At 62.4% G+C, this 18893-nt stretch carries 19 protein-coding genes and 1 tRNA gene; 14 read left to right on the top strand and 6 right to left on the bottom strand.

The annotated features are described in order from the left end of the window. The first annotated feature begins 133 nt into the window (after positions 1–133). Positions 134–670, top strand: a complete 537-nt coding sequence (locus ACWGTO_RS01870; RefSeq protein WP_454573168.1) for a TetR family transcriptional regulator — start codon at positions 134–136, stop codon at positions 668–670. Positions 671–826: 156 nt separating this feature from the next. Continuing rightward, positions 827–2428, top strand: coding sequence for an inorganic phosphate transporter (locus ACWGTO_RS01875; protein WP_454573169.1), 1602 nt, complete (start codon positions 827–829; stop codon positions 2426–2428). Between the two features lie 327 nt (positions 2429–2755). On the opposite strand, the gene ACWGTO_RS01880 is transcribed toward ACWGTO_RS01875, so the two are convergent. Both ACWGTO_RS01880 and ACWGTO_RS01885 read right to left on the bottom strand, forming a co-directional pair. After that, the gene (locus ACWGTO_RS01880; RefSeq protein WP_454573170.1) at positions 2756–3916 is read right to left on the bottom strand and encodes a patatin-like phospholipase family protein; all 1161 of its coding nucleotides are present in this window, start codon (positions 3914–3916) and stop codon (positions 2756–2758) included. Continuing rightward, positions 3909–4697: an acetoacetate decarboxylase gene (locus ACWGTO_RS01885; RefSeq protein ID WP_454573171.1), complete on the bottom strand. Its 789-nt coding sequence runs from the start codon at positions 4695–4697 to the stop codon at positions 3909–3911. Before ACWGTO_RS01885 ends, ACWGTO_RS01880 begins: the two co-directional genes overlap by 8 nt. Positions 4698–4919: 222 nt before the next feature. Between ACWGTO_RS01885 and ACWGTO_RS01890 the strand changes: the two genes are divergently transcribed. The 7 genes from ACWGTO_RS01890 (at position 4920) to ACWGTO_RS01920 (ending at position 11317) form a co-directional block, all read left to right on the top strand. Further along, positions 4920–5708: a 3-hydroxybutyrate dehydrogenase gene (locus tag ACWGTO_RS01890; protein ID WP_454573172.1), complete on the top strand. Its 789-nt coding sequence runs from the start codon at positions 4920–4922 to the stop codon at positions 5706–5708. 42 nt (positions 5709–5750) lie between these two features. Further along, positions 5751–6017, top strand: coding sequence for a metal-sensing transcriptional repressor (locus tag ACWGTO_RS01895; RefSeq protein ID WP_454573173.1), 267 nt, complete (start codon positions 5751–5753; stop codon positions 6015–6017). Beyond that, a complete protein-coding gene (locus tag ACWGTO_RS01900; RefSeq protein ID WP_454573174.1) occupies positions 6014–7054 on the top strand; it encodes a cation diffusion facilitator family transporter in 1041 nt (346 codons plus the stop codon). The genes ACWGTO_RS01895 and ACWGTO_RS01900 overlap by 4 nt, the downstream gene beginning before the upstream one ends. Before the next feature lie 39 nt (positions 7055–7093). Further along, positions 7094–7807, top strand: coding sequence for a HoxN/HupN/NixA family nickel/cobalt transporter (locus ACWGTO_RS01905; protein WP_454573175.1), 714 nt, complete (start codon positions 7094–7096; stop codon positions 7805–7807). Between the two features lie 143 nt (positions 7808–7950). Continuing rightward, entirely contained in the window at positions 7951–8769 is an 819-nt protein-coding gene (locus tag ACWGTO_RS01910) for a chromate resistance protein ChrB domain-containing protein (protein ID WP_454573176.1), read from the top strand. Continuing rightward, positions 8766–10160, top strand: coding sequence for a chromate efflux transporter (gene chrA / locus ACWGTO_RS01915; RefSeq protein WP_454573177.1), 1395 nt, complete (start codon positions 8766–8768; stop codon positions 10158–10160). The genes ACWGTO_RS01910 and chrA overlap by 4 nt, the downstream gene beginning before the upstream one ends. A 170-nt stretch (positions 10161–10330) precedes the next feature. Next, positions 10331–11317 carry a methyltransferase gene (locus tag ACWGTO_RS01920; RefSeq protein WP_454573178.1) on the top strand — a complete coding sequence of 329 codons (987 nt, stop codon included), beginning with the start codon at positions 10331–10333 and terminating at the stop codon, positions 11315–11317. 34 nt (positions 11318–11351) lie between these two features. On the opposite strand, the gene ACWGTO_RS01925 is transcribed toward ACWGTO_RS01920, so the two are convergent. Next, positions 11352–12194, bottom strand: coding sequence for a class I SAM-dependent methyltransferase (locus ACWGTO_RS01925; RefSeq protein WP_454573179.1), 843 nt, complete (start codon positions 12192–12194; stop codon positions 11352–11354). Positions 12195–12327: 133 nt separating this feature from the next. On the opposite strand from ACWGTO_RS01925, the gene ACWGTO_RS01930 reads away from it, so the two are divergent. The 3 genes from ACWGTO_RS01930 to ACWGTO_RS01940 are packed head-to-tail and all read left to right on the top strand — an operon-like array spanning position 12328 to position 14426. Continuing rightward, positions 12328–13581, top strand: coding sequence for a pilus assembly protein TadG-related protein (locus ACWGTO_RS01930; protein WP_454573180.1), 1254 nt, complete (start codon positions 12328–12330; stop codon positions 13579–13581). A gap of 55 nt (positions 13582–13636) precedes the next feature. Then, positions 13637–14026 (top strand): TadE/TadG family type IV pilus assembly protein, encoded by a 390-nt coding sequence (locus tag ACWGTO_RS01935; protein WP_454573181.1) that lies wholly within the window; start codon positions 13637–13639, stop codon positions 14024–14026. Next, entirely contained in the window at positions 14016–14426 is a 411-nt protein-coding gene (locus ACWGTO_RS01940; RefSeq protein WP_454573182.1) for a TadE/TadG family type IV pilus assembly protein, read from the top strand. Before ACWGTO_RS01935 ends, ACWGTO_RS01940 begins: the two co-directional genes overlap by 11 nt. A gap of 284 nt (positions 14427–14710) precedes the next feature. On the opposite strand, the gene ACWGTO_RS01945 is transcribed toward ACWGTO_RS01940, so the two are convergent. Both ACWGTO_RS01945 and ACWGTO_RS01950 read right to left on the bottom strand, forming a co-directional pair. Beyond that, positions 14711–14787 (bottom strand) — tRNA-Arg (locus ACWGTO_RS01945). 105 nt (positions 14788–14892) lie between these two features. Beyond that, on the bottom strand, positions 14893–16056 hold the full coding sequence (locus tag ACWGTO_RS01950) for a M20 aminoacylase family protein (RefSeq protein ID WP_454573183.1): 1164 nt from the start codon (positions 16054–16056) through the stop codon (positions 14893–14895). Positions 16057–16273: 217 nt separating this feature from the next. Between ACWGTO_RS01950 and ACWGTO_RS01955 the strand changes: the two genes are divergently transcribed. Further along, positions 16274–17455 carry a D-alanyl-D-alanine carboxypeptidase family protein gene (locus tag ACWGTO_RS01955; RefSeq protein ID WP_454573184.1) on the top strand — a complete coding sequence of 394 codons (1182 nt, stop codon included), beginning with the start codon at positions 16274–16276 and terminating at the stop codon, positions 17453–17455. 4 nt (positions 17456–17459) lie between these two features. Next, the gene (locus ACWGTO_RS01960) at positions 17460–18581 is read left to right on the top strand and encodes a CobW family GTP-binding protein (protein ID WP_454573185.1); all 1122 of its coding nucleotides are present in this window, start codon (positions 17460–17462) and stop codon (positions 18579–18581) included. 76 nt (positions 18582–18657) lie between these two features. On the opposite strand, the gene ACWGTO_RS01965 is transcribed toward ACWGTO_RS01960, so the two are convergent. After that, on the bottom strand, positions 18658–18891 hold the full coding sequence (locus ACWGTO_RS01965) for a sulfurtransferase TusA family protein (RefSeq protein ID WP_454573186.1): 234 nt from the start codon (positions 18889–18891) through the stop codon (positions 18658–18660). Between the last annotated feature and the right edge of the window lie 2 nt (positions 18892–18893).

Genomic DNA, 18893 nt, shown 5'->3' on the forward strand with positions numbered 1-18893 from the left:
CCGGGTGTCCGGCAAAATAGCCGAATAGCGGGACGCTTATCGACGGCAGTCCCGATTACAAATGACGGCGAACTTACTGTACCGTCTGGACGGTCTTGTCAATTCCGCCTAGGCTAATGTAGGGGGTGGAGTGATGGCAGTTCGCAGGGCAAATTCGCGCGACAAGATTCTTGCCGCCGCCGCAGATGTAGCACGAGAAGCCGGCCCGGGCAGCCTGTCGCTGGAGGCTGTCGCCAGCCGCGCCGGCGTGTCGAAAGGCGGGCTGCTCTACAATTTTCCGACCAAGGCCAAATTGATGCAGGGCCTGGTGGAGAATTACCTGCGGGCCTTCGAGCTGGCGTTGGAATCGGGCCGCGTCGCCGGCACCAGCGGCGAGAGCCTGCTTGCCACCTATATCCGGCTCTCGGCTGACGATTGCGAGGAGCCGAAGCCGTCGGCCCAGTGGATGTTTTCGGCGATCGCCGAGGATCCGGATTTCCTGACGCCGATAAAAGCCTTCAAGTCGCAGCTTCTGCAGCGGCTGAAGAGCGAGACGCCGGACCTCAAGGCGCTGCTGGTCTGCTTTCTGGCCATCGAGGGGCTGCGCAGCATGAACCTCTTCGATTCCGACGTACTTTCCGCCGACGAACGCCGCTTGCTCGTATCGGCGCTGCTCGAGATTGCGGGATAAGTCAGGGCATCGTGGCCGCTGGTGCGGCATCGAAAAAGAGCTGGCACCGCTAGCCTGCTTGCGCGATCAAAAAGACCATAGCCGTCACACCAGCTTCATCGACCATCCATAGCGTCATTGCCAGTTCTTTGCTGCAGTGCAAAACGGAGTGGGACAATGGTGGACGTTGTTTCTAGCGAAGCGGGGATTCCAAGACCGGACCATCCGCTCAATCAAACGGGCGGTGCGAAGTGGTTCCTGCCGGCCTTCGGCGTGCTGGTGCTGGTCGGTGTCATCTATGTCGGCTACGCGCTCAGCCAGGATCTGGCGGTGGCCAAGACCGTGCCGTGGATCCTGCTTGGCATTGCCTTGCTGATTGCGCTTGGCTTCGAGTTCGTCAACGGCTTCCACGACACCGCCAATGCGGTGGCAACCGTCATCTACACGCGTTCCATGCCGGCCGAATTTGCCGTCATGTGGTCGGGTGTCTTTAACTTCCTTGGCGTTTTGACCTCGAGCGGCGCGGTTGCGTTCGGCATCCTGTCGCTGCTGCCGGTCGAGCTCATCCTTCAGGTTGGTTCTTCCTCGGGTTTCGCCATGGTGTTCGCGCTGCTCGTCGCGGCGATCCTGTGGAACCTCGGCACCTGGTTCCTCGGTCTGCCGGCGTCCAGCTCGCACACGATGGTCGGCTCGATCATCGGCGTCGGCCTCGCCAATCAGTTCATGGCGCCGGCCGGCAGCGCCACCAGCGGCGTCGATTGGGGTCAGGCGACCAATGTCGGCATCACCTTGCTGGTCTCGCCGATCATCGGCTTCTTCGCCGCCGCCATCCTGCTCTATGTGATGAAGCTGCTGGTCCGTAATCCGGCGCTCTATGAAGCGCCGAAGGGCAATACGCCGCCGCCATGGTGGATCCGCGGCCTGCTGATCTTCACCTGCACCGGCGTCAGCTTTGCGCACGGCTCCAATGACGGCCAGAAAGGCATGGGCCTGATCATGCTGATCCTGATCGGCGTCGTGCCGACGGCCTATGCGCTTAACCGCACACCCGACATCAACTATCTCGAGGCCTACAAGGCGGCCTCGGTCGGCGTCGAGACGGCCTTGGGCAATTACATCAAGCCGGGCGTCACTGTCCCCGACGCCAAGGCGGCGGTGCAGGATGCGGTGCGCACCAAGACGTGGAGCGACCAGACGACGGTGGCGCTGCAGACATACATCCACGACACCACGGCTTCGCTGCAGCCCTACGCTTCGGTCAACAATGTGCCGACTGACCTGGTCAGCAACGCCCGCAACGACATCTATCTGATCGGTGAGGCGCTGAAGCTGATCGACAAGAAGAAGCTTCTGCCGATGGAAGTCGCCGACCTGAAGGCGGTCACCGATTATCACAAGGCCGTCGACAACGCGACGAAGTTCATCCCGCTCTGGGTCAAGATCGCGGTCGCGCTGGCGCTAGGCCTCGGCACCATGGTCGGCTGGAAACGCATCGTCGTCACCGTCGGCGAGAAGATCGGCAAGAGCCACCTGACCTACGGCCAGGGTGCCGCCGCCGAACTCGTTGCCATGATCACCATCGGCATGGCCGACCGTTTCGGCCTGCCGGTGTCGACCACCCATGTGCTGTCCTCGGGCGTTGCCGGAACCATGGCCGCGAATGGCTCGGGATTGCAGTGGGCGACGGTGCGCAACCTGTTGCTGGCCTGGGTGCTCACGCTGCCGTGCTCGATCACGCTCGCCTTCGTGCTGTTCATCATCTTCCGCCAGGTGTTCTGAGCGGAGCGCAGGGCTTCCAAACAAAAAGGCAGCGCCGGGTGACCAGCGCTGCCTTTTTGTTTAGTGATGATCTAAGAAGATATTTTGAAGCGCTGGAGGGACAGCACCCCCCTCTGGCCTGCCGGCCATCTCCCCCGCAAGGAGGGAGATTAGCAGCTCCGCCGGCCGCTCTCTTTTTGTAACGTTGGTGATTGGCGAAAGCGGTGGCGATATCTGATCCCCCCTTGCGGGGAGATGTCCGGCAGGACAGAGGGGTGTGTGAAGGAACTCGACCGCAGTGGTTTCCTACAATGGAAAGACGCCGTCGAATTGTCCTTCTACCGCGCCTCAGGTCGGATCCTCGCGGTGCAGGTCGTGGATGGTGACGCCGTCGGCATTGGTCGGCAGCATCAGCCACTTCTTGTGGCGCAGCGTGCGTTCCGTATCCTCCAGGCCCATCTCCCAGTGCTCGCGCATCGACGTGCCGGAGAACTCGTAATCCTTGGCGTGCCCCTCATAGCCTTTGTGCTGGTAAATGAGGTGGACGATGTTGACCACGCCGGCGTCCGAATAGTCCTGGATCAGTTCCATCTCGCCGTCCTTCAGCTGCTCCGGCGGCACGCGCTTCAGCGCATCGAGCAACTTCATCTTCAGCGCATGGATGCGCTGGAAATTGTCGGTGTTCTGGCGTGTACGGCTGGAATACATGATGTCCTTGTGGCGCGACACCACGTCGGCCATGCCGCGCGGCAGCACGCCGCGGGCACTGAACAGGTCGACCTGGAACACCAGCGAGGAGCGGTCCTCTTCCTGGTCGAGCAGATATTGCAGCGGCGTGTTGGAGACGATGCCGCCGTCCCAATAATATTCGCCCTCGATGCGGATCGACGGGAAGGCCGGCGGCAGCGCGCCGCTGGCCATGATGTGCTCCGGCTCGATGCGCACCTTCTCGGTGTCGAAATAGACGAAATTGCCGGTCCTGACATTGACGGCGCCGACGCTCAGCCGCTTCTTGCCATCATTCAGCACATCGAAGTCGATCAGGCTCTCTAGCGTGTCCTTGAGCTCGGCGGTGTCATAGAAGCTGGTAGCGCCTTCCGCGCCCGACAACTGAAGCCAGGGGTTGGGCGAGCGCGGCTTGAAGAAGCCGGGCTGGCCCATCGCCATCGTCATGAATGATGATGTCTGGTTGCGGATATCGCGGTAGATGTCACCTTCGGGCGTATAAGCCCAGATCTTGCGGCCCGAGACCGTCTGCCAGAACTGTTCCAGCCGCTGCAGCCGGCGGCTCGGCTCGTTACCGGCAATGATCGCGGCATTGATGGCGCCGATCGAGACGCCGGACAGCCAGGTCGGCTCGCAACCGGCATCGGCAAGCGCCTGATAGACGCCGGCCTGATAGGCGCCGAGCGCGCCGCCGCCCTGGAACACCAGGGCGATGCGATCGTATTGCGCGGTGATTTCCGCGATCGTGGCGGCAGCCGCCTTGCTGCGGTTACGCTCAAGCACTGACTTTCTCCAGTCTGGTCGCGCCGGCAGCACGTTGGCTCTGGTCGGCGAGGTAATCATGAACGACTTCGCCGAGGCCAAGCGTCAGATCGGCTCTGAAGTGCACGGCCGAGACGATGTCGAGCACCGGCAATTTCGCCACATCGGCCATGACGTGCGGGCGAAGATCGAGCGCGGCCGGCGCCGTCCAGGCTTCCTTCAGCGTAATGTCGGTGAGGTAATAGCGCACAAGTTCGCAGATGCGCGGGGTTCCGTCGACATGCGGGATGATCTTGATCAGGAAGTTGGGCGCAGCAAGCGCGGCAAGCACCTGGTCGTGATCGGCTTCCCTGTGCTTGTAGCCCATCGTGCCGGTGGCGCAGAGAACGCTGCCATAGTGCAGGGTGCCGACGACGACTTCGCCCTCATGCACGATCTTGGGGCTGGCGAGCTTCTTCGGAAAACCCCACAGCTCGCGGCCGCCGGCGATCGGCGCATCGTCGTCGAGATACATGGAATGGACGTAGCCGCCATGTTGACCCTTGTAGCGGACAGGGATGACCTGGCCGGTCTCGGTGTAGTCGCCGAAGCCGGTGGAGTCAGGCATGCGGATGAATTCGTATTTGACCAGCGGATCGTCGATCTCCAGCGGCGCCGGCACCACGGCTTCGAGCGCCTCGCGCGTCGTGCGGTAGGTGATGATGACGTATTCGCGATCGAAGAAACGGTACGGGCCGGGCGGGAAAGAAGGGTTGGTCAGCGGCATGGCATAGGCGCGCTTCACAACGTCGGCGATTTCCATGGTGTTGCCCCGGTTGGTTCAGAAAGACCCGCGCGAACGCGCAACCGATTATGTTGCACGGCACCATGACACTGCCGTGTCGGCCCCGCGACGGCGCTCCGCTGACTGGGCAAAGCCCGTCGCAGTGCCGTAACAGGGCCGACATATGGCTATGGCATTGTCATGTTGCGGCGCACAAACTATGTGCCTTTGTAGTCCCTCCCAACAGTCGCGAGATCTCCCATGGGTTCCCTGTCTTCGAAGAATGCGCTCGTCACCGGCTCGACCAGCGGCATCGGCCTGGCCATCGCCCGCGCCTTTGCCGCCGAAGGCGCCAACGTCACCATCAACGGCCTCGGCGACGCCGCCGCGATCGAGCAGGAGCGCGCCGGCATCGAGAAGGATTTCGGCGTCAAGTGCCGCTATTCCGCTGCCAACATGATGGACGGCGCGGCGGTGACCGCCATGGTCCACGAGGCTGAAGCTGCCTTCGGCAGCCTCGACATTCTGGTCAACAATGCCGGGATACAGCATGTCGCGCCGATCGAGGAGTTTCCCGACGACAAATGGGAAGCCATCATCCGCATCAATCTGTTGGCCGCCTTCTATGCGATCAAGGCGGTGGTGCCGGGCATGAAAGCGCGCAAATGGGGGCGCATCATCAACACCGCGTCGGCGCATGCGCTGGTCGCCTCGCCGTTCAAATCGGCTTATGTCTCGGCCAAACACGGCATAGCGGGTCTCACCAAGACCGTTGCGCTGGAAGTTGCCCAGGATGGCATCACGGTCAACGCCATCGCGCCCGGCTATGTCTGGACGCCGCTGGTCGAAAAGCAGATTCCCGACACGATGAAGGCGCGCGGCATGACCGAGGCGCAGGTCAAGCACGACGTGCTCCTGGCAGCGCAGCCGACAAAGGAATTTGTCACCGTCGAGGAGCTTGCCGCGCTGACGCTGTTCCTGTGCTCGGATTCGGCCAGGCAGATCACCGGCACGACCTTGCCGATGGACGGCGGCTGGACGGCGCAGTAGGCAACTTGACAGTATCCCCCAGGGGAGGATACCGGATTGGGCATGTCCAGCACGATCCATGCCTCTCACCCCGCCATCGTAAAGCGTCTCAAGCGCGCGCAAGGCCACCTTGCCGCAGTGCTTTCCATGTTCGAGGCTCATCGTTCCTGCGTTGACCTCGCACAGCAACTCCATGCCGTGGAAAGCGCCATAGGCAGCGCCAAGCGGGAACTGATCCACGATCATATCGAACATTGCCTGGCCGACACCGCCGAGGGCGGAGCGCACGACTCGCTGGCGGAACTCAAGCAGTTGGCCAAGTATCTATGAGCGATCTCGGCAGGCGTACCCTCGACTGGTTCGGCTTCGGTTCGCACGGCCATGCCGGCCACGATCACGACCACCACGGCCCGCATGGCCATACACACGGCGTCATCGATGCGACCATCGCGACGACCGATCGGGGCATCCGGGCCATAAAATGGTCCTTTGTCATCCTGACGGTCACGGCGGCAATGCAGATGGCCGTCGTGGTTCTCTCGGGCAGCGTGGCCCTTCTTGCCGACACCATTCACAATATTGGAGACGCAACCACTGCCATCCCCTTGTGGGTCGCCTTTATGCTGGCGAGGCGCAAGCCGTCGTCAACCTTCACCTACGGGCTCGGTCGGGTTGAAGACCTCGCCGGTATCGTCATCGTCCTGGTCATTCTGTTCAGCGCCATCGTCGCCGGGTACCAGGCTATCGAGCGCCTTATCCATCCGCAGGCAGTGACGCATCTCGGTTGGCTGGCGGCGGCGGGCGTCGTCGGCTTCCTCGGCAATGAGGCCGTCGCGGTGTTTCGCATCCGCGTCGGCAGGGAAATCAACAGTGCGGCGCTCGTCGCTGACGGCTACCATGCCCGCACCGACGGGCTCACCAGCCTTGCCGTGGTCATTGGCGCTATCGGCGTCTGGCTCGGATTTCCGCTGGCCGACCCGATCATCGGGCTCCTCATCACGGCCGCCATTTTCGGTATCGTCTGGCAATCGGCGCGCTCGGTGCTCACTCGTATGCTCGACGGTGTCGAGCCGGGTGTAATGGCCGAAATCCATCATGCCGGCCAGCATGTGCCGGGTGCTCACATCGTCGATGCCAAGGCCCGCTGGATTGGCCACAAATTGCACGCCGACATCGCCATCGCTGCGGACGAAACGTTGCCGCTCGCAGAAGCGAACAAGATCGCGGCAGCACTGGAGAATGAACTGTTCGAACACATGCCCGCGCTCGCGACTGCCAACATCCGGTTTTCGAGCGAACATGGCGCGCACGAGCATCCACACCCTCACGACCACAATCATGGCGAACACCACGACCACCAACACTGACGCAGGCAGAAAACCACCCGCTTCTGCTAGTCTAGGCTGATGCTCCAGACGCTCGTTGAATTCCAGCGCACCATCTACCTGGCGCTCGCCGATCAGATAAAGCTGCTCTCAGCCGGCGGTGGCTGGCTCGCATTCCTTGCCTTTCTGCCGATGGGCGTGCTTTTTGGCGCGGCACATGCCCTGACGCCGGGACATAGCAAAGCCGTCCTGGCCACGTATCTGGCCGGTTCGGACGCGAAGGTTTCGCGCGGCCTTCTAGTGTCGCTGACGCTCTCCTTCACGCATGTGACGATCGCGGTGCTGATTGCGGCGTTCTCGTTACCGCTGGTATCGATTGCCTTGGGAAGCGTTGGCCGAGCGCCTTTGCTGGAAGACGTCAGCCGTGGTTTGCTTGGCCTGATTGGCGTCTGGATGCTGTGGCGCGCATTGAGCCACGGCCACCATCACAAGCATGAGGGCGAAGCCGTTGGGATCACGGCCGGCTTGATTCCATGCCCGCTGACCCTTTTCGTGATGACCTTCGCGATATCCAGAGGCGTTCCACTTGCCGGCATTCTGTTTGCGGCCACCATGATGGCCGGTGTGGCGCTGACCTTGTCCTGCGTGGCGGTGCTGTCGATCCTGTTTCGAGAACGGCTGGTGCATTTTTTCGACAGCCGGCCACGCTTGTTCGACATAATATCCAGAAGCATCGAAGGTATCGCCGGCCTCATTCTTGTTGGCGTCGCTGTTTGGCAAATTTCTGCGCGCTGAGGACGTTGAAACGAACAGCCGGGCCAATGGATTGACAAGCACGATGGATCAATCCAGCATAGTGACAAGGGGTTCACCGCGATGACCCCGTGAGGCGTCAGCCCAACGATCGCGTCCAAACTCTCACTCTGGAGGTGGACGCCATGCCGTCAACAACCGCAATCACCGTACAGCAGCTTTCCCGCCTCGTCGGCCTGCCCGATGCGCCCGAACTCATCGATGTTCGCGTCGACGACGATTACGATGCCGACCCGCGCCTACTGCCGGCCTCGCGCCGGCGCGATTTCAAGACTGTTTCGACCTGGGCGGGCGAATTCACCGGGGCCCGGGTCGTGGTCATCTGTCAAAGGGGGCAGAAACTCTCGCAAGGCGTTGTCGCCTGGCTGCGCCATGAGGGCATCGCAGCGGAATCGCTGGAAGGCGGCTTCGAGGCCTGGGTCGCGGCCGGCGGCCCGTTGGTCAAGGCAAGCGCCATACCGGCCCGCGACGGCGAGGGCCGCACGGTCTGGATCACGCGTTCGCGCCCCAAGGTCGACCGCATCGCCTGTCCCTGGCTGATCCGCCGCTTCGTCGATCCCACGGCGGTGTTCCTGTTCGTCGAGCCGGCCGAGGTGCTGGCGGCCGCCGATCGTTTCGCGGCGGTTGCCTTCGACATTGACGATGTGTTCTGGAGCCATCGCGGCGATCGATGCACCTTCGACACGATGATCGAGGAGTTCGGGCTGCGGTCCGAAGCGCTCGATCGTCTTGCCTTGATCGTGCGTGCGGCCGACACGGCGCGCCTCGATCTCATACCGCAGGCGGCCGGGTTCCTCGCGGCATCGCTCGGCCTGTCACGCATGTTCCGCGACGATCTCGAACAACTCGAGGCCGGTATGCTGCTCTATGATGCGTTTTTCAGATGGTGCCGCGACGCCACGGACGAAACCCACAACTGGCCGAGCGGGGGCAAAACGACATGAATGCTCTTGCCGCCGGCGACAAGGCTCATGGCGTCGAGGCGCCCGCCGCCCCGACCTTCAGGGAGGCGACAAAACTCTGGGCGAAGATCGGCCTGCTCTCCTTCGGCGGGCCAGCCGGACAGATCGCGCTGATGCACAAGGAGTTGGTCGAGGAACGGCGCTGGATCGGCGAGCAGCGCTTTCTGCATGCGCTCAATTACTGCATGCTGTTGCCTGGTCCCGAGGCACAGCAGCTGGCGATCTATATAGGCTGGCTGCTGCACCGGACCGCCGGCGGCCTCGTCGCCGGGATTCTGTTCGTGCTGCCTGGCGCCCTGGTCATGTTGGGCCTCAGCACCTTCTACGTGCTCTACAACGACGCGCCGGTCGTCGAGGCGCTGTTCTTCGGCGTCAAGGCGGCGGTGCTGGCCGTTGTTGTCGAGGCGGTGATCCGCATCGGCAAACGGGCGCTCAAGAATCAAGCGATGGTGGCGATCGCGGTGGCGGCTTTCCTCGCCATCTATGTCGTCAAGCTGCCGTTTCCACTGATCGTGCTTGCGGCAGGGCTCATCGGCTGGATCGGCAGCCGCTTTGCGCCGGGGCTGTTTTCCGGCTCGGCGCATGGCAAGGGCAGCGCCGACGCCGACCGCCGCGGCGTGGTCGACCTGATGTTCGAACGCGGTGAACTCGGCCACACCTTGCCGACCAGATGGCATGCGGTTCGCACTATCGCCATCTGGCTGCCGATCTGGCTCGGCCCGGTGGCAGTGATCGCGCTGCTTGCCGGCCCGACCAGCGTGTGGGCGCAGCTGGGCGGCTTCTTCAGCCTGATGGCCGTCGTCACCTTCGGCGGCGCCTATGCGGTCCTCGCCTATGTCGCGCAGGCGGCGGTCACCTCGTTCGGCTGGCTTTCGCCGGGAGAAATGGTCGACGGGCTCGGGCTAGCCGAGACAACGCCCGGGCCGCTAATCCTGGTGCTGCAATTCGTGGGTTTCACGGCTGCCTATCGCCATGCGGGCTTTGCCAGCCCGCTATTGGCCGGAGCGCTGGCGTCGCTGCTGACGCTCTGGGCCACCTTCGCGCCCTGCTTCTTCTGGATATTCCTCGGCGCGCCCTACATCGAGCAGTTGCGGCAGAACAAGGCGCTGTCGGCCGCGCTGAGCGCGATCACGGCGGCAGTCGTCGGCGTGGTGATGAACCTTGCGCTGTGGTTCGCGCTGCATGTCGTTTTCAGCGCGGTGCACCGTGTCGGCCTCGGGATGGAGGTGCCGGTGCTGTCGTCGCTGGACTGGCGCGCCGCGCTGCTGGCGGCAGCCGCCATGGTCGCCATGCTGAGACTGAAGATCGGCATGCTGCCGACATTAGCCGGCTCGGCGCTGGCCGGCTTGGCGCTGCTGGCCTTGCCTGCGTAGCGTTCGATGCAAGCGAACCTCGACCGGCGATCATGCTCGACCACGATCATTGTCAGGGCCGGATTTCCAACGTATTGCCGGGCCGCTGCGGGCGTGCGCTGGTGGACTGATTTGACGAGGTTGGCCGAGCTGTTTCAAAGTCGGTCCCGGATCGCGGAACGGGATGTGACATGGTGGATTCTGAGCGGATCGACAGGCTGATCGCAGGGGTGCCCCCCGCCCTGGCGCTTCGTGCCGGGCTGGACCTTGGCATCTTCACCCGGCTCGGCGGCAGCGCGATGACTGCCGAGAGCCTTGGGGCGGCGCTCAAGGTCGAGCCCGATCGTCTGTCGCGGCTCCTCTACGCGCTTGCCAGCATCGCTCTCCTCGACGTCGAGGATGGTCAATTTCGCAACGGAGCCGAAGCGTCGGAGTTCCTCGACGCGTCCAAGCCGACCTATCGCGGCGGCGATCATGCGCTGCTGCGCGAGCTCTGGGGCGCCGATCTTTTGACCGCAGACTCGCTGCGGCAGAACCGGCCGGCTGCGCTGCACGACTTTTCCGAAGCTAGCCCTGAATCCGCGGCGGCCTTCAGCCGCATGCTCGCACCGGGCGGGGTGACTTTCGGCCGAAATCTGGCCCTCGAGCTGGACCTCTCGACGGTCGGTTCGGTGATCGACATCGGCGGCGGCGCCGGGACCATTCTGGTCGGACTTCGTGAGCGGTGGCCGCACATTGGGGCGACGCTGATGGAACTCCCGACGGTCGCAGCGGTCGCGCCAGCCATCTTGTCGGAATACGGTGCCGGCGATGTGGTTGTCGAAGAAGGCGACATAACTGTCGCGCCATCGATCGGCCGGCACGACCTGGCGATCCTGAAGGCTGTCGTCCAGGTCCTTCCGCCAGACCAGGCGCGCAATTCGATCCTGAACGCGGCGCGTTGCCTCACGCCCGGAGGCGAGATCGCAATTGCGGGGTGGGGTGTCGTCGATGACGACCGCCTCGGCCCGCCTGACGGTGTCTTTCTCAATCTCTCCTTCCTGAACCTCTACCGCGCAGGCGAATCCTACACTGAAGGTCAGTATCGGGCGTGGATGACCGAGGCTGGATTGCGGGATATCTCCAGGTCGCGCTTGGCGGACGGCTGTTCGCTGTTTCGTGCGCGCCTCACCGACTGATCGTGGCTAAAGGTTGGTTTCGGACGCAAGGCTCTCAGAGCCAGCCCTGGATGGATTGCACAAAGTTCTTGAGGCGGCGTGAGCCGATCTTTCCCCTTACGGGGCAGCGCGGGGTATCGGCAGTCTTCTTTACTATGAGCTGTTTGGTGCGCGAAATCTCTTCAAACTCTTGCGCGTAGGCGACCAGGAAGCCATCGACGGCGGAAGTGGGACGCTCCCAATTTGCCTTGTCGTCCTTGTAGTCGGTGTAGTCGTCCCAAATGAGCATGCCGCCAAGCTTGAGCATGCCCCATGCCAGGACGCTATCCATCATGACGCTTTCACGCTCGTGACCGCCATCGATATAGACCAGGTCAAATTCCGCCGCTGCCTGGCGCAGCCTGATCAGCGCGGGCAGCGAGAAGTCTCGAATCTTCGTAATCCGATCGGCGTGGCGCCGCAGATTGTTGTCGAACCTTTTCTCCCGTTTGTGGAAGGGATCCACACAGGTGATGACGGCCTTTCGCAAATAGCTGGCAAAGAAGAGGGCGGAACGGCCTTCCATGGAGCCAATTTCCAAAATCGAAAGCGGCGTGTTCCGTAGCGGTTCAAGAATGGGCATCCACGTTGGGAGCTTGTTCGTCACGTAGTCACGCTCGGCGAACGAACCTGAAGCGTTGATGCTCTGCCAATCGAAATCCATTCCTGTCGGACACCCCTTGAGTGCAGCTGTGATTGTCGTTCCGGCCTCGCCGCACATCTGAACAGTTTGCGCCTTGAAACCATCCCCTGTCTTCTCGATAGCTTCTTCGCAGACGGGGCAGTTAAATGTCATTTGGTCGACGACAAAGCTCGCGATAGCGGCATATGGCCTCTCCATGAAAACGATATTTCGCATTCATCGATTCTGGGTCGATACCTCCGACAGCATGAGGCGCGGTCGCAGCAATTGCGCCTAGCCCGTCGGACTACGTCGAATCGGAATGGAGTTTTTAGACATTCGTTTATCTATTCGTGGTTTCTAATAACATATGGCATTCAATGCGTTCATCCGGATCTGGTTTTTTTGGGGCCGCCTGAGGCGCGCCACGAACGGTAACGTTGCCGTCATCTTCGCCTTCACTTTGCCGGTCGTGGTCGGCGGCGCCGGCCTCGGTATCGAGACGTCCTTCTGGTACTATAACAGCCTCAAGCTTCAGGCCGTCGCCGATGCCGCGGCCTATGCCGGTGCGCTCGAGAAAGTCGCGGGTTCCGACAAGCCGACCATCATCGCCGCCGCCACGCAGTCCGCGACCTCGAACAATTTTGCCGCGCCGGGCACGATCCAGGTCAACACGCCGCCATTGTCCGGCCCGAACACCGCGAAAAAGGCGGTGGAGGTCATCGTCAAGCAGAACCTCGATCGCTACTTCACGGCGATTTTCAACCAGGCGCCCGTTGCCGAACAGGCAAGGGCGGTGGCACTGATCAATGACGCCTCCAAGGCTTGCGTGCTGGCGCTCAACAAGACCGCCGCCCAGGCTGCGCTCTTTTCCGGCAATACCAGCGTCAACCTCACCGGCTGCTCGGTCATGTCGGACTCGATTGCCTCGGACGCCATCAAGACGCAGGGATCGGCTACGCTCAAGGCCGACTGCCTGATCACGGTCGGCGGCATGGTGCTGAGCAATCCGGTGACCACGGTCTGCAAGTCCAACATCACTCAGGCCTTGCCGGCATCCGATCCTTACGCCAGCCTGCCGACGCCCGCCGCCACCAACCCGTGCAAGAATGTCAACGGCAACAAAACCACGCAAACAGTCCAGGCCGGCACCTACTGCAGCGGCATGGACCTGAAGGGCAATGTTGCGCTTTCTTCCGGCACCTATGTTGTGCAGGGCAATTTGAAGATCAACGCCGGCGCGGTCGTCACCTGCGCCGCACCTTGCACCGGCGTGACTATCTTCATGGCAGGCAGCAACACCGTCAGCATGAACGGCAACGCCAAGGTGACGCTGAGCGCGCCGACATCCGGAACCTATTCCGGAGTGCTGTTCTACGGCGACAGGACCGGGACTGCGGCGCAGAGCACCTTCAATGGCACCGCGGACTCGCTTTTGACCGGCGCGATCTATTTTCCCAAGCAGCAGGTCAACTACCTTGGCAACTTCTCGGGGAACGGCGGCTGCACTCAGGTCGTCGCCGACACCATCCAATGGTCAGGCAGTACGACTATCAAGCAGGACTGCACCAGCCTCGGGGTGAAGGACATTCCGGCGACGCAGTCCGTTCAGCTCGTCGAGTAGCGGGATGGGTGGGCGAACCTTGCGCATTGTCCGGGACAAATCCGGGATAGCTGCCGTGGAATTCGCCATGTTGCTGCCCGTCCTGTGCCTGGTGTGCTTCGGCATCGCCGACGGCTGGTCCTACGTGACGAGTTACCTGCAGATGCGCGCCGGCGTCAAAACCGCGTCCAATCTCGTGATGGCCGGCGCGTCCAATGACACGGGAACGCAGGCGGTCGCGCTTTCGAGCTGGAACGACAAGCCCGAAGACGCCGCGGTCGTGCTGGTCCGCTCCTATTTGTGCGGCACCACGGTCGTGAATGCGACCACCATCTGCGCCGGAACGAAGCTGCCGACCGTCTTCGTCCAGATAACGGCGACTGGCACCTGGGTGCCCCCGTTCAACTTCGGTGTCTTCCCGGACCCGCGCGCGATGAGTCATCAGGAGGTGATCCGTGTCCGCTGAAAGGATCGGGTCCAGATGGCGCCGCGACTGCTCCGGCGCAGCAGGGCTGGAATTCGCCTTGGTCGCGCCTGTCCTGGTGATGCTCCTGTTCGGTATCTTCGCCTTCGGCTGGGCCATGAATGCCGTGTCGACCGTCCGCTATACGCTGGAAACCTCTTCTCGGGCGCTGCAGCTGAACAACACGCTGTCGCAGAGCGACATCCAGGCCATCGCCACGCAGAAATTGGTGAACCTGGGTCTGAAGAACGTCGTTGTGACGATCGTGACCGACCCTGCCAGCGGCGGCTTCAAGATGGCGCATCTGACCGCCAGCTATGCCTTCGTCATCGCCTTCCCCTATTTCGACCAGTATCCGATAAATTACGCCACGACCGTCACCGTGCCGCTGGTTGCCAGCTAAGGGTATGGCCGGCTTTCGTTGAGTTGGCGGCTCCCAACTCAGACCGCAGCGGATCCACCGGGAACCATAGCCGCCCATCTGGAGTTGTTCTGCGAGGCGGTCGATTCCCTTTATGGATGTAGTCGCTTATAAGCCCGCTGCTGAGACCTCAGTGGTGGGCTTTATTCTATCGGACTAAAAATCTTGCTGCTGCTTAGCCGCTTGTCGGTGAAAATTGCCGAAAACAGTGCAACACGCAGGAACATGCCGACAGGCTATTTCAGTCACCAAGCATTTGATTTCATTGGTGATCCCGACAGGAATCGAACCTGTGACCTACAGATTAGGAATCTGCCGCTCTATCCTACTGAGCTACGGGACCACGCGGCCAGACACATAGCCGCTTCGGATCGTTTCGCCAAGAGGGTCGCCGAAGGCAATCAAGAGGCCGGCCGAAGGCAATTCGGCCGGCCTTCGGCGGCCTCTGTCATGCCGCGAGCGCCGTTTCGGCCAGTTTCACCCAGTAGCTCATGCCGTGCGGGATGACCTCGTCGTTGAAGTCGTAGGCCGGGTGGTGGAGGCCGGCTGTCTCGCCATTGCCAATGAAGATGAAGGCGCCGGGGCGAGCTTCCAGCATGTAGGAGAAATCCTCGCCGCCCATCACCGGCTGGATGGCGCGGTGCACCTGGGTGTCGCCGGCGACACTTGCCGCGACATCGCTGGCAAACACCGTTTCTTCCGGATTGTTGAAGGTTACGGGGTAATTGGCGTCATAGTCGACAGTGATGGTAGCGCCGAAAGCGGTGGCAATACCGTCGCAGATGGCGCGGATGCGCTCCTCCGATTTCTTGGCGATCTCCTTCTTCAGCGTGCGCACCGTGCCGGCGATCTCGGCGGTCTCGGGAATGACGTTGTAGGCGTCGCCGGCGTGGAATTTGGTCACCGACACCACCACGGCCTCGACCGGATCGGTGCTGCGCGAGGCAACCGTCTGCAGGGCGCCGACGAGCTGGCTGGCGATGACGATCGGGTCGATCGTACCGTGCGGCATCGCCGCATGGCCGCCGCGACCCTTGACTGTGATGGTGAACTCGGCGGTCGCCGCCATGATCGGACCCGGCCGGATGGCAAACTGGCCGACCGGCAGGCCCGGCATGTTGTGCATGCCGAACACCCTCGAAATGTCGAACCGCTCCATCATCCCATCCTTGACCATCTCGTTGCCGCCGCCGCCGCCTTCTTCGGCCGGCTGGAAGATCACCGCCACCGAGCCGGCGAAATTGCGCGTTTCGGTCAGGTATTTGGCGGCGCCCAGCAGCATGGCCGTGTGCCCGTCATGGCCGCAGGCGTGCATCTTGCCGGGAACGGTCGAGGCGTAAGGCTTGCCAGTGATTTCGTTGATTGGCAGCGCGTCCATGTCGGCGCGCAAGCCTATGGTCGCGCCTTCGCCCTTGCGGCCATGGATGATGCCGACGACGCCGGTCTTGCCCAGGCCCGTCACCACGTCGTCGCAGCCGAACTCCTTCAGCTTCTCGGTGACGAAGGCGGCCGTCTTGAAGACGTCGAAATTCAGTTCTGGCGTCTGGTGCAGATGACGTCGCCAGCCGGCAACTTCATCCTGCATCTCGGCGGCGCGGTTGAGAATCGGCATTATGGTTCCATCTCGCTGTTGGAGCAGACGGTCTGGCCTGCTGCTTTGCAATTGTGATTGCCAGGCACTTTGCCATCTTGGCGTCACATAGGGTAAATAGCACCGCAAACAATGTGATCCGGAAATTGAGGGCCGGATCTCATCATGCTGGCCATCTCGTAACGAAATCTTACGGAGCCAGGGGCGACTACGGCAAGAGGCGATTTCGGATTCCATGATGCGGCACAGCCATATCCTCAAATTACTGCTAACGGGCGCCTTGGCGCTGCCGATGCTGGCCGGGCATGCTCTGGCCAATCCAATTGTCCTGTTCGACCTGAACAGCGGCAAGGTCCTGCAGCATCAGGATGCCTTCAGCCGCTGGTATCCGGCTTCGCTGAGCAAGCTGATGACCGCCTATGTCGCCTTCCGGGCGATTGCGGCCGGCGAGGTCCAGCTCGATTCGCCGATCAAGGTGACCAAACATTCCGCCGGCGAACCGCCGAGCAAGATGGGCTTCAAGCCGGGCTCGGTGATGCGGCTCGACAATGCGCTGAAGATGATGCTGGTCAAATCGGCCAACGACATCGCCATGGCCGTCGGCGAAAATATAGGCGGCTCGCAGGCCGGCTTCGCCATCCGCATGAACGCCGAAGCCGCCCGGCTCGGCATGACCGGTACGCATTTCGTCAACCCGAACGGGCTGTTTTCGCCGGAGCAGTATACGACGGCGCGTGACCTCGCCTTGCTGGTGATGGCGATCCGCAAGGAATTCCCGCAATACGCGCCCTGGTTCTCGATCGAAGGCCTTGCCGTCGGCAAGAAGGCGATCTCCAACTACAATCTCCTGATCGGGCGCTATCCCGGCGCCGACGGCATGAAAACCGGGTTCGTCTGCCCCTCGGGCTTCAACATGATCGGCTCGGCGACGCGCAACGGCCGCACGCTGGTCGCCGTCGTGCTTGGCGAAAAATCTGCGATCAGCCGCGCCGAGACCGCTGCCAGGCTGCTCGACCAGGGCTTTGCCATGTCGGATCCGAACTGGCTCACCGTCGCGGCCATGCCTTCCTATGGCGATACCATGTCGCCCAACGACATGCATGACGAGATCTGCAAGAAGAAGGCACCTGAAGAGCAGTCCGAGGCAGCGCCGCCGGTCGCCGCGAAGGATGCCGCGGCCGCACCAAAATCGCCCTATCGGGAGAAGCTTGACCATGTGCCGACGCTGGTTGCCGTCGGCCTTGGCGGCGCTACCGGGCCGGCGCCTAAGGCGATGCTAGACCAGGGCGGCCAGGACTATGCCGATGTACCGTTGCCGAACTGGCGGCCCGACATCCCGGCGCCAAAGGGTTCGGAACCGGTCGTTGTAGGCTCGGCAACCGCTCTGCAAGGCGACCAGCCGGTCAAAGCCGCGAACTAGGGAGATGGCGGGCTTTCCGATACCCGTCACCGTGCTTACCGGCTTCCTCGGCGCCGGCAAGACGACTTTGCTCAACCGGTTGCTCAAAGACCCGGCTCTTGTCGATACGGCCGTCATCATCAACGAGTTCGGCGAGGTGGCAATCGATCATCTGCTGGTCGAGCAGGCCTCGGACGGCATCATCCAGCTGTCCGACGGCTGCCTGTGCTGCACGGTGCGTGGCGAACTGGTCGACACGCTGGCCGACCTGGTCGACCGGCTGCAGACCGGCCGCATCGCAAAGCTGGCCCGTGTCGTCGTCGAGACCACGGGGCTCGCCGATCCGGCGCCGGTGCTGCAGTCGATCATGGCGCATCCCGCCCTTGTCCAGGCGTTCCGGCTCGATGGCGTCATCACACTGGTCGACGCGATCAATGGCAATGCAACGCTCGATGGCCATGTCGAAGCGGTCAAGCAGGTGGCGGTCGCCGACCGCATCGTGCTGACCAAGGTCGATCTGGCCGGCGATTCCGGCGATGTCGACGCTTTGCGGGCGCGGCTCCATCAGCTCAACCCGGGCGCCGTGGTGCTGGAAGCCGGCGACAGCCAAACCGGCGTGGCGGCGCTGTTCGATTGCGGCCTTTACAATCCGGCGACCAAATCCGCCGACGTCCAGCGCTGGCTCGGCGAAGAAGCCGCGCATGATCATGAACACCATCATCATGGCGATCATCATCATGGCGATCATGATCACGGCGACCACGAGCACCATCGCCACGATTCCCGTGTGCGCTCGTACTCGCTGGTGCATGACGGGCCGGTGCCGTTTTCGACGATCGAGATGTTTCTCGACCTGTTGCGCTCCGCGCATGGCGACAAGCTGTTGCGCATGAAGGGCGTCATCGAGCTTGCGGAAGATCCGTCGCGGCCGCTGGTCGTCCATGGCGTGCAGAAGATCCTGCATCCGCCGGCGCGGTTGCCGTCCTGGCCGGACGGCCAGCGCGGCACAAGGCTTGTGCTGATCACGCTCGACATGCCGGAAGACTATGTGCGGCGGCTGTTTGCCGCCTTCACCAACCGTCCGTCGATCGACACGCCGGATCGCGCGGCGCTGGAGAGCAATCCGCTGGCGATTGCCGGGGGCTAAAGCAATTCCAGGAAAAGTGTGAGCGGTTTTCCGTCCGAAATTGCGTCAAAACAACGGGAAGAGCGTTTCCAAGGCGCTACGCGCCGCGCTCGACCAGAAAGCGATGGCCGCCGGAAACGGCCGCTGTTTCAACCAGCTGGTGGCCGGCGTCGGCGCAAAAGGCGGGGATGTCGATGACCGCCAGCGGGTCGGTGGTCTCCAGCCACAGCCGGCTGCCCGGCTGCATCATCGCCAGGCGTTTTTTCGCTTTAAGAACGGGCAGGGGGCAGTTCAGCCCCTTGAGATCATAGACGGAAGCGCGTTTGGCCAAGC

This window comes from Mesorhizobium sp. PL10, from assembly GCF_053714315.1.

Bases quoted from the DNA above. Each gene is read 5' to 3' on its own strand.
- ACWGTO_RS01920 (WP_454573178.1), top strand. From the start codon at position 10,331: ATGGTGGATTCTGAGCGGATCGACAGGCTGATCGCAGGGGTGCCCCCC.
- ACWGTO_RS01870 (WP_454573168.1), top strand. From the start codon at position 134: ATGGCAGTTCGCAGGGCAAATTCGCGCGACAAGATTCTTGCCGCCGCC.
- chrA (WP_454573177.1), top strand. From the start codon at position 8,766: ATGAATGCTCTTGCCGCCGGCGACAAGGCTCATGGCGTCGAGGCGCCC.
- ACWGTO_RS01875 (WP_454573169.1), top strand. From the start codon at position 827: ATGGTGGACGTTGTTTCTAGCGAAGCGGGGATTCCAAGACCGGACCAT.
- ACWGTO_RS01905 (WP_454573175.1), top strand. From the start codon at position 7,094: ATGCTCCAGACGCTCGTTGAATTCCAGCGCACCATCTACCTGGCGCTC.
- ACWGTO_RS01950 (WP_454573183.1), bottom strand. From the start codon at position 16,056: ATGCCGATTCTCAACCGCGCCGCCGAGATGCAGGATGAAGTTGCCGGC.
- ACWGTO_RS01890 (WP_454573172.1), top strand. From the start codon at position 4,920: ATGGGTTCCCTGTCTTCGAAGAATGCGCTCGTCACCGGCTCGACCAGC.
- ACWGTO_RS01925 (WP_454573179.1), bottom strand. From the start codon at position 12,194: ATGCGAAATATCGTTTTCATGGAGAGGCCATATGCCGCTATCGCGAGC.
- ACWGTO_RS01910 (WP_454573176.1), top strand. From the start codon at position 7,951: ATGCCGTCAACAACCGCAATCACCGTACAGCAGCTTTCCCGCCTCGTC.
- ACWGTO_RS01885 (WP_454573171.1), bottom strand. From the start codon at position 4,697: ATGGAAATCGCCGACGTTGTGAAGCGCGCCTATGCCATGCCGCTGACC.
- ACWGTO_RS01895 (WP_454573173.1), top strand. From the start codon at position 5,751: ATGTCCAGCACGATCCATGCCTCTCACCCCGCCATCGTAAAGCGTCTC.
- ACWGTO_RS01955 (WP_454573184.1), top strand. From the start codon at position 16,274: ATGCGGCACAGCCATATCCTCAAATTACTGCTAACGGGCGCCTTGGCG.
- ACWGTO_RS01930 (WP_454573180.1), top strand. From the start codon at position 12,328: ATGGCATTCAATGCGTTCATCCGGATCTGGTTTTTTTGGGGCCGCCTG.
- ACWGTO_RS01900 (WP_454573174.1), top strand. From the start codon at position 6,014: ATGAGCGATCTCGGCAGGCGTACCCTCGACTGGTTCGGCTTCGGTTCG.
- ACWGTO_RS01960 (WP_454573185.1), top strand. From the start codon at position 17,460: ATGGCGGGCTTTCCGATACCCGTCACCGTGCTTACCGGCTTCCTCGGC.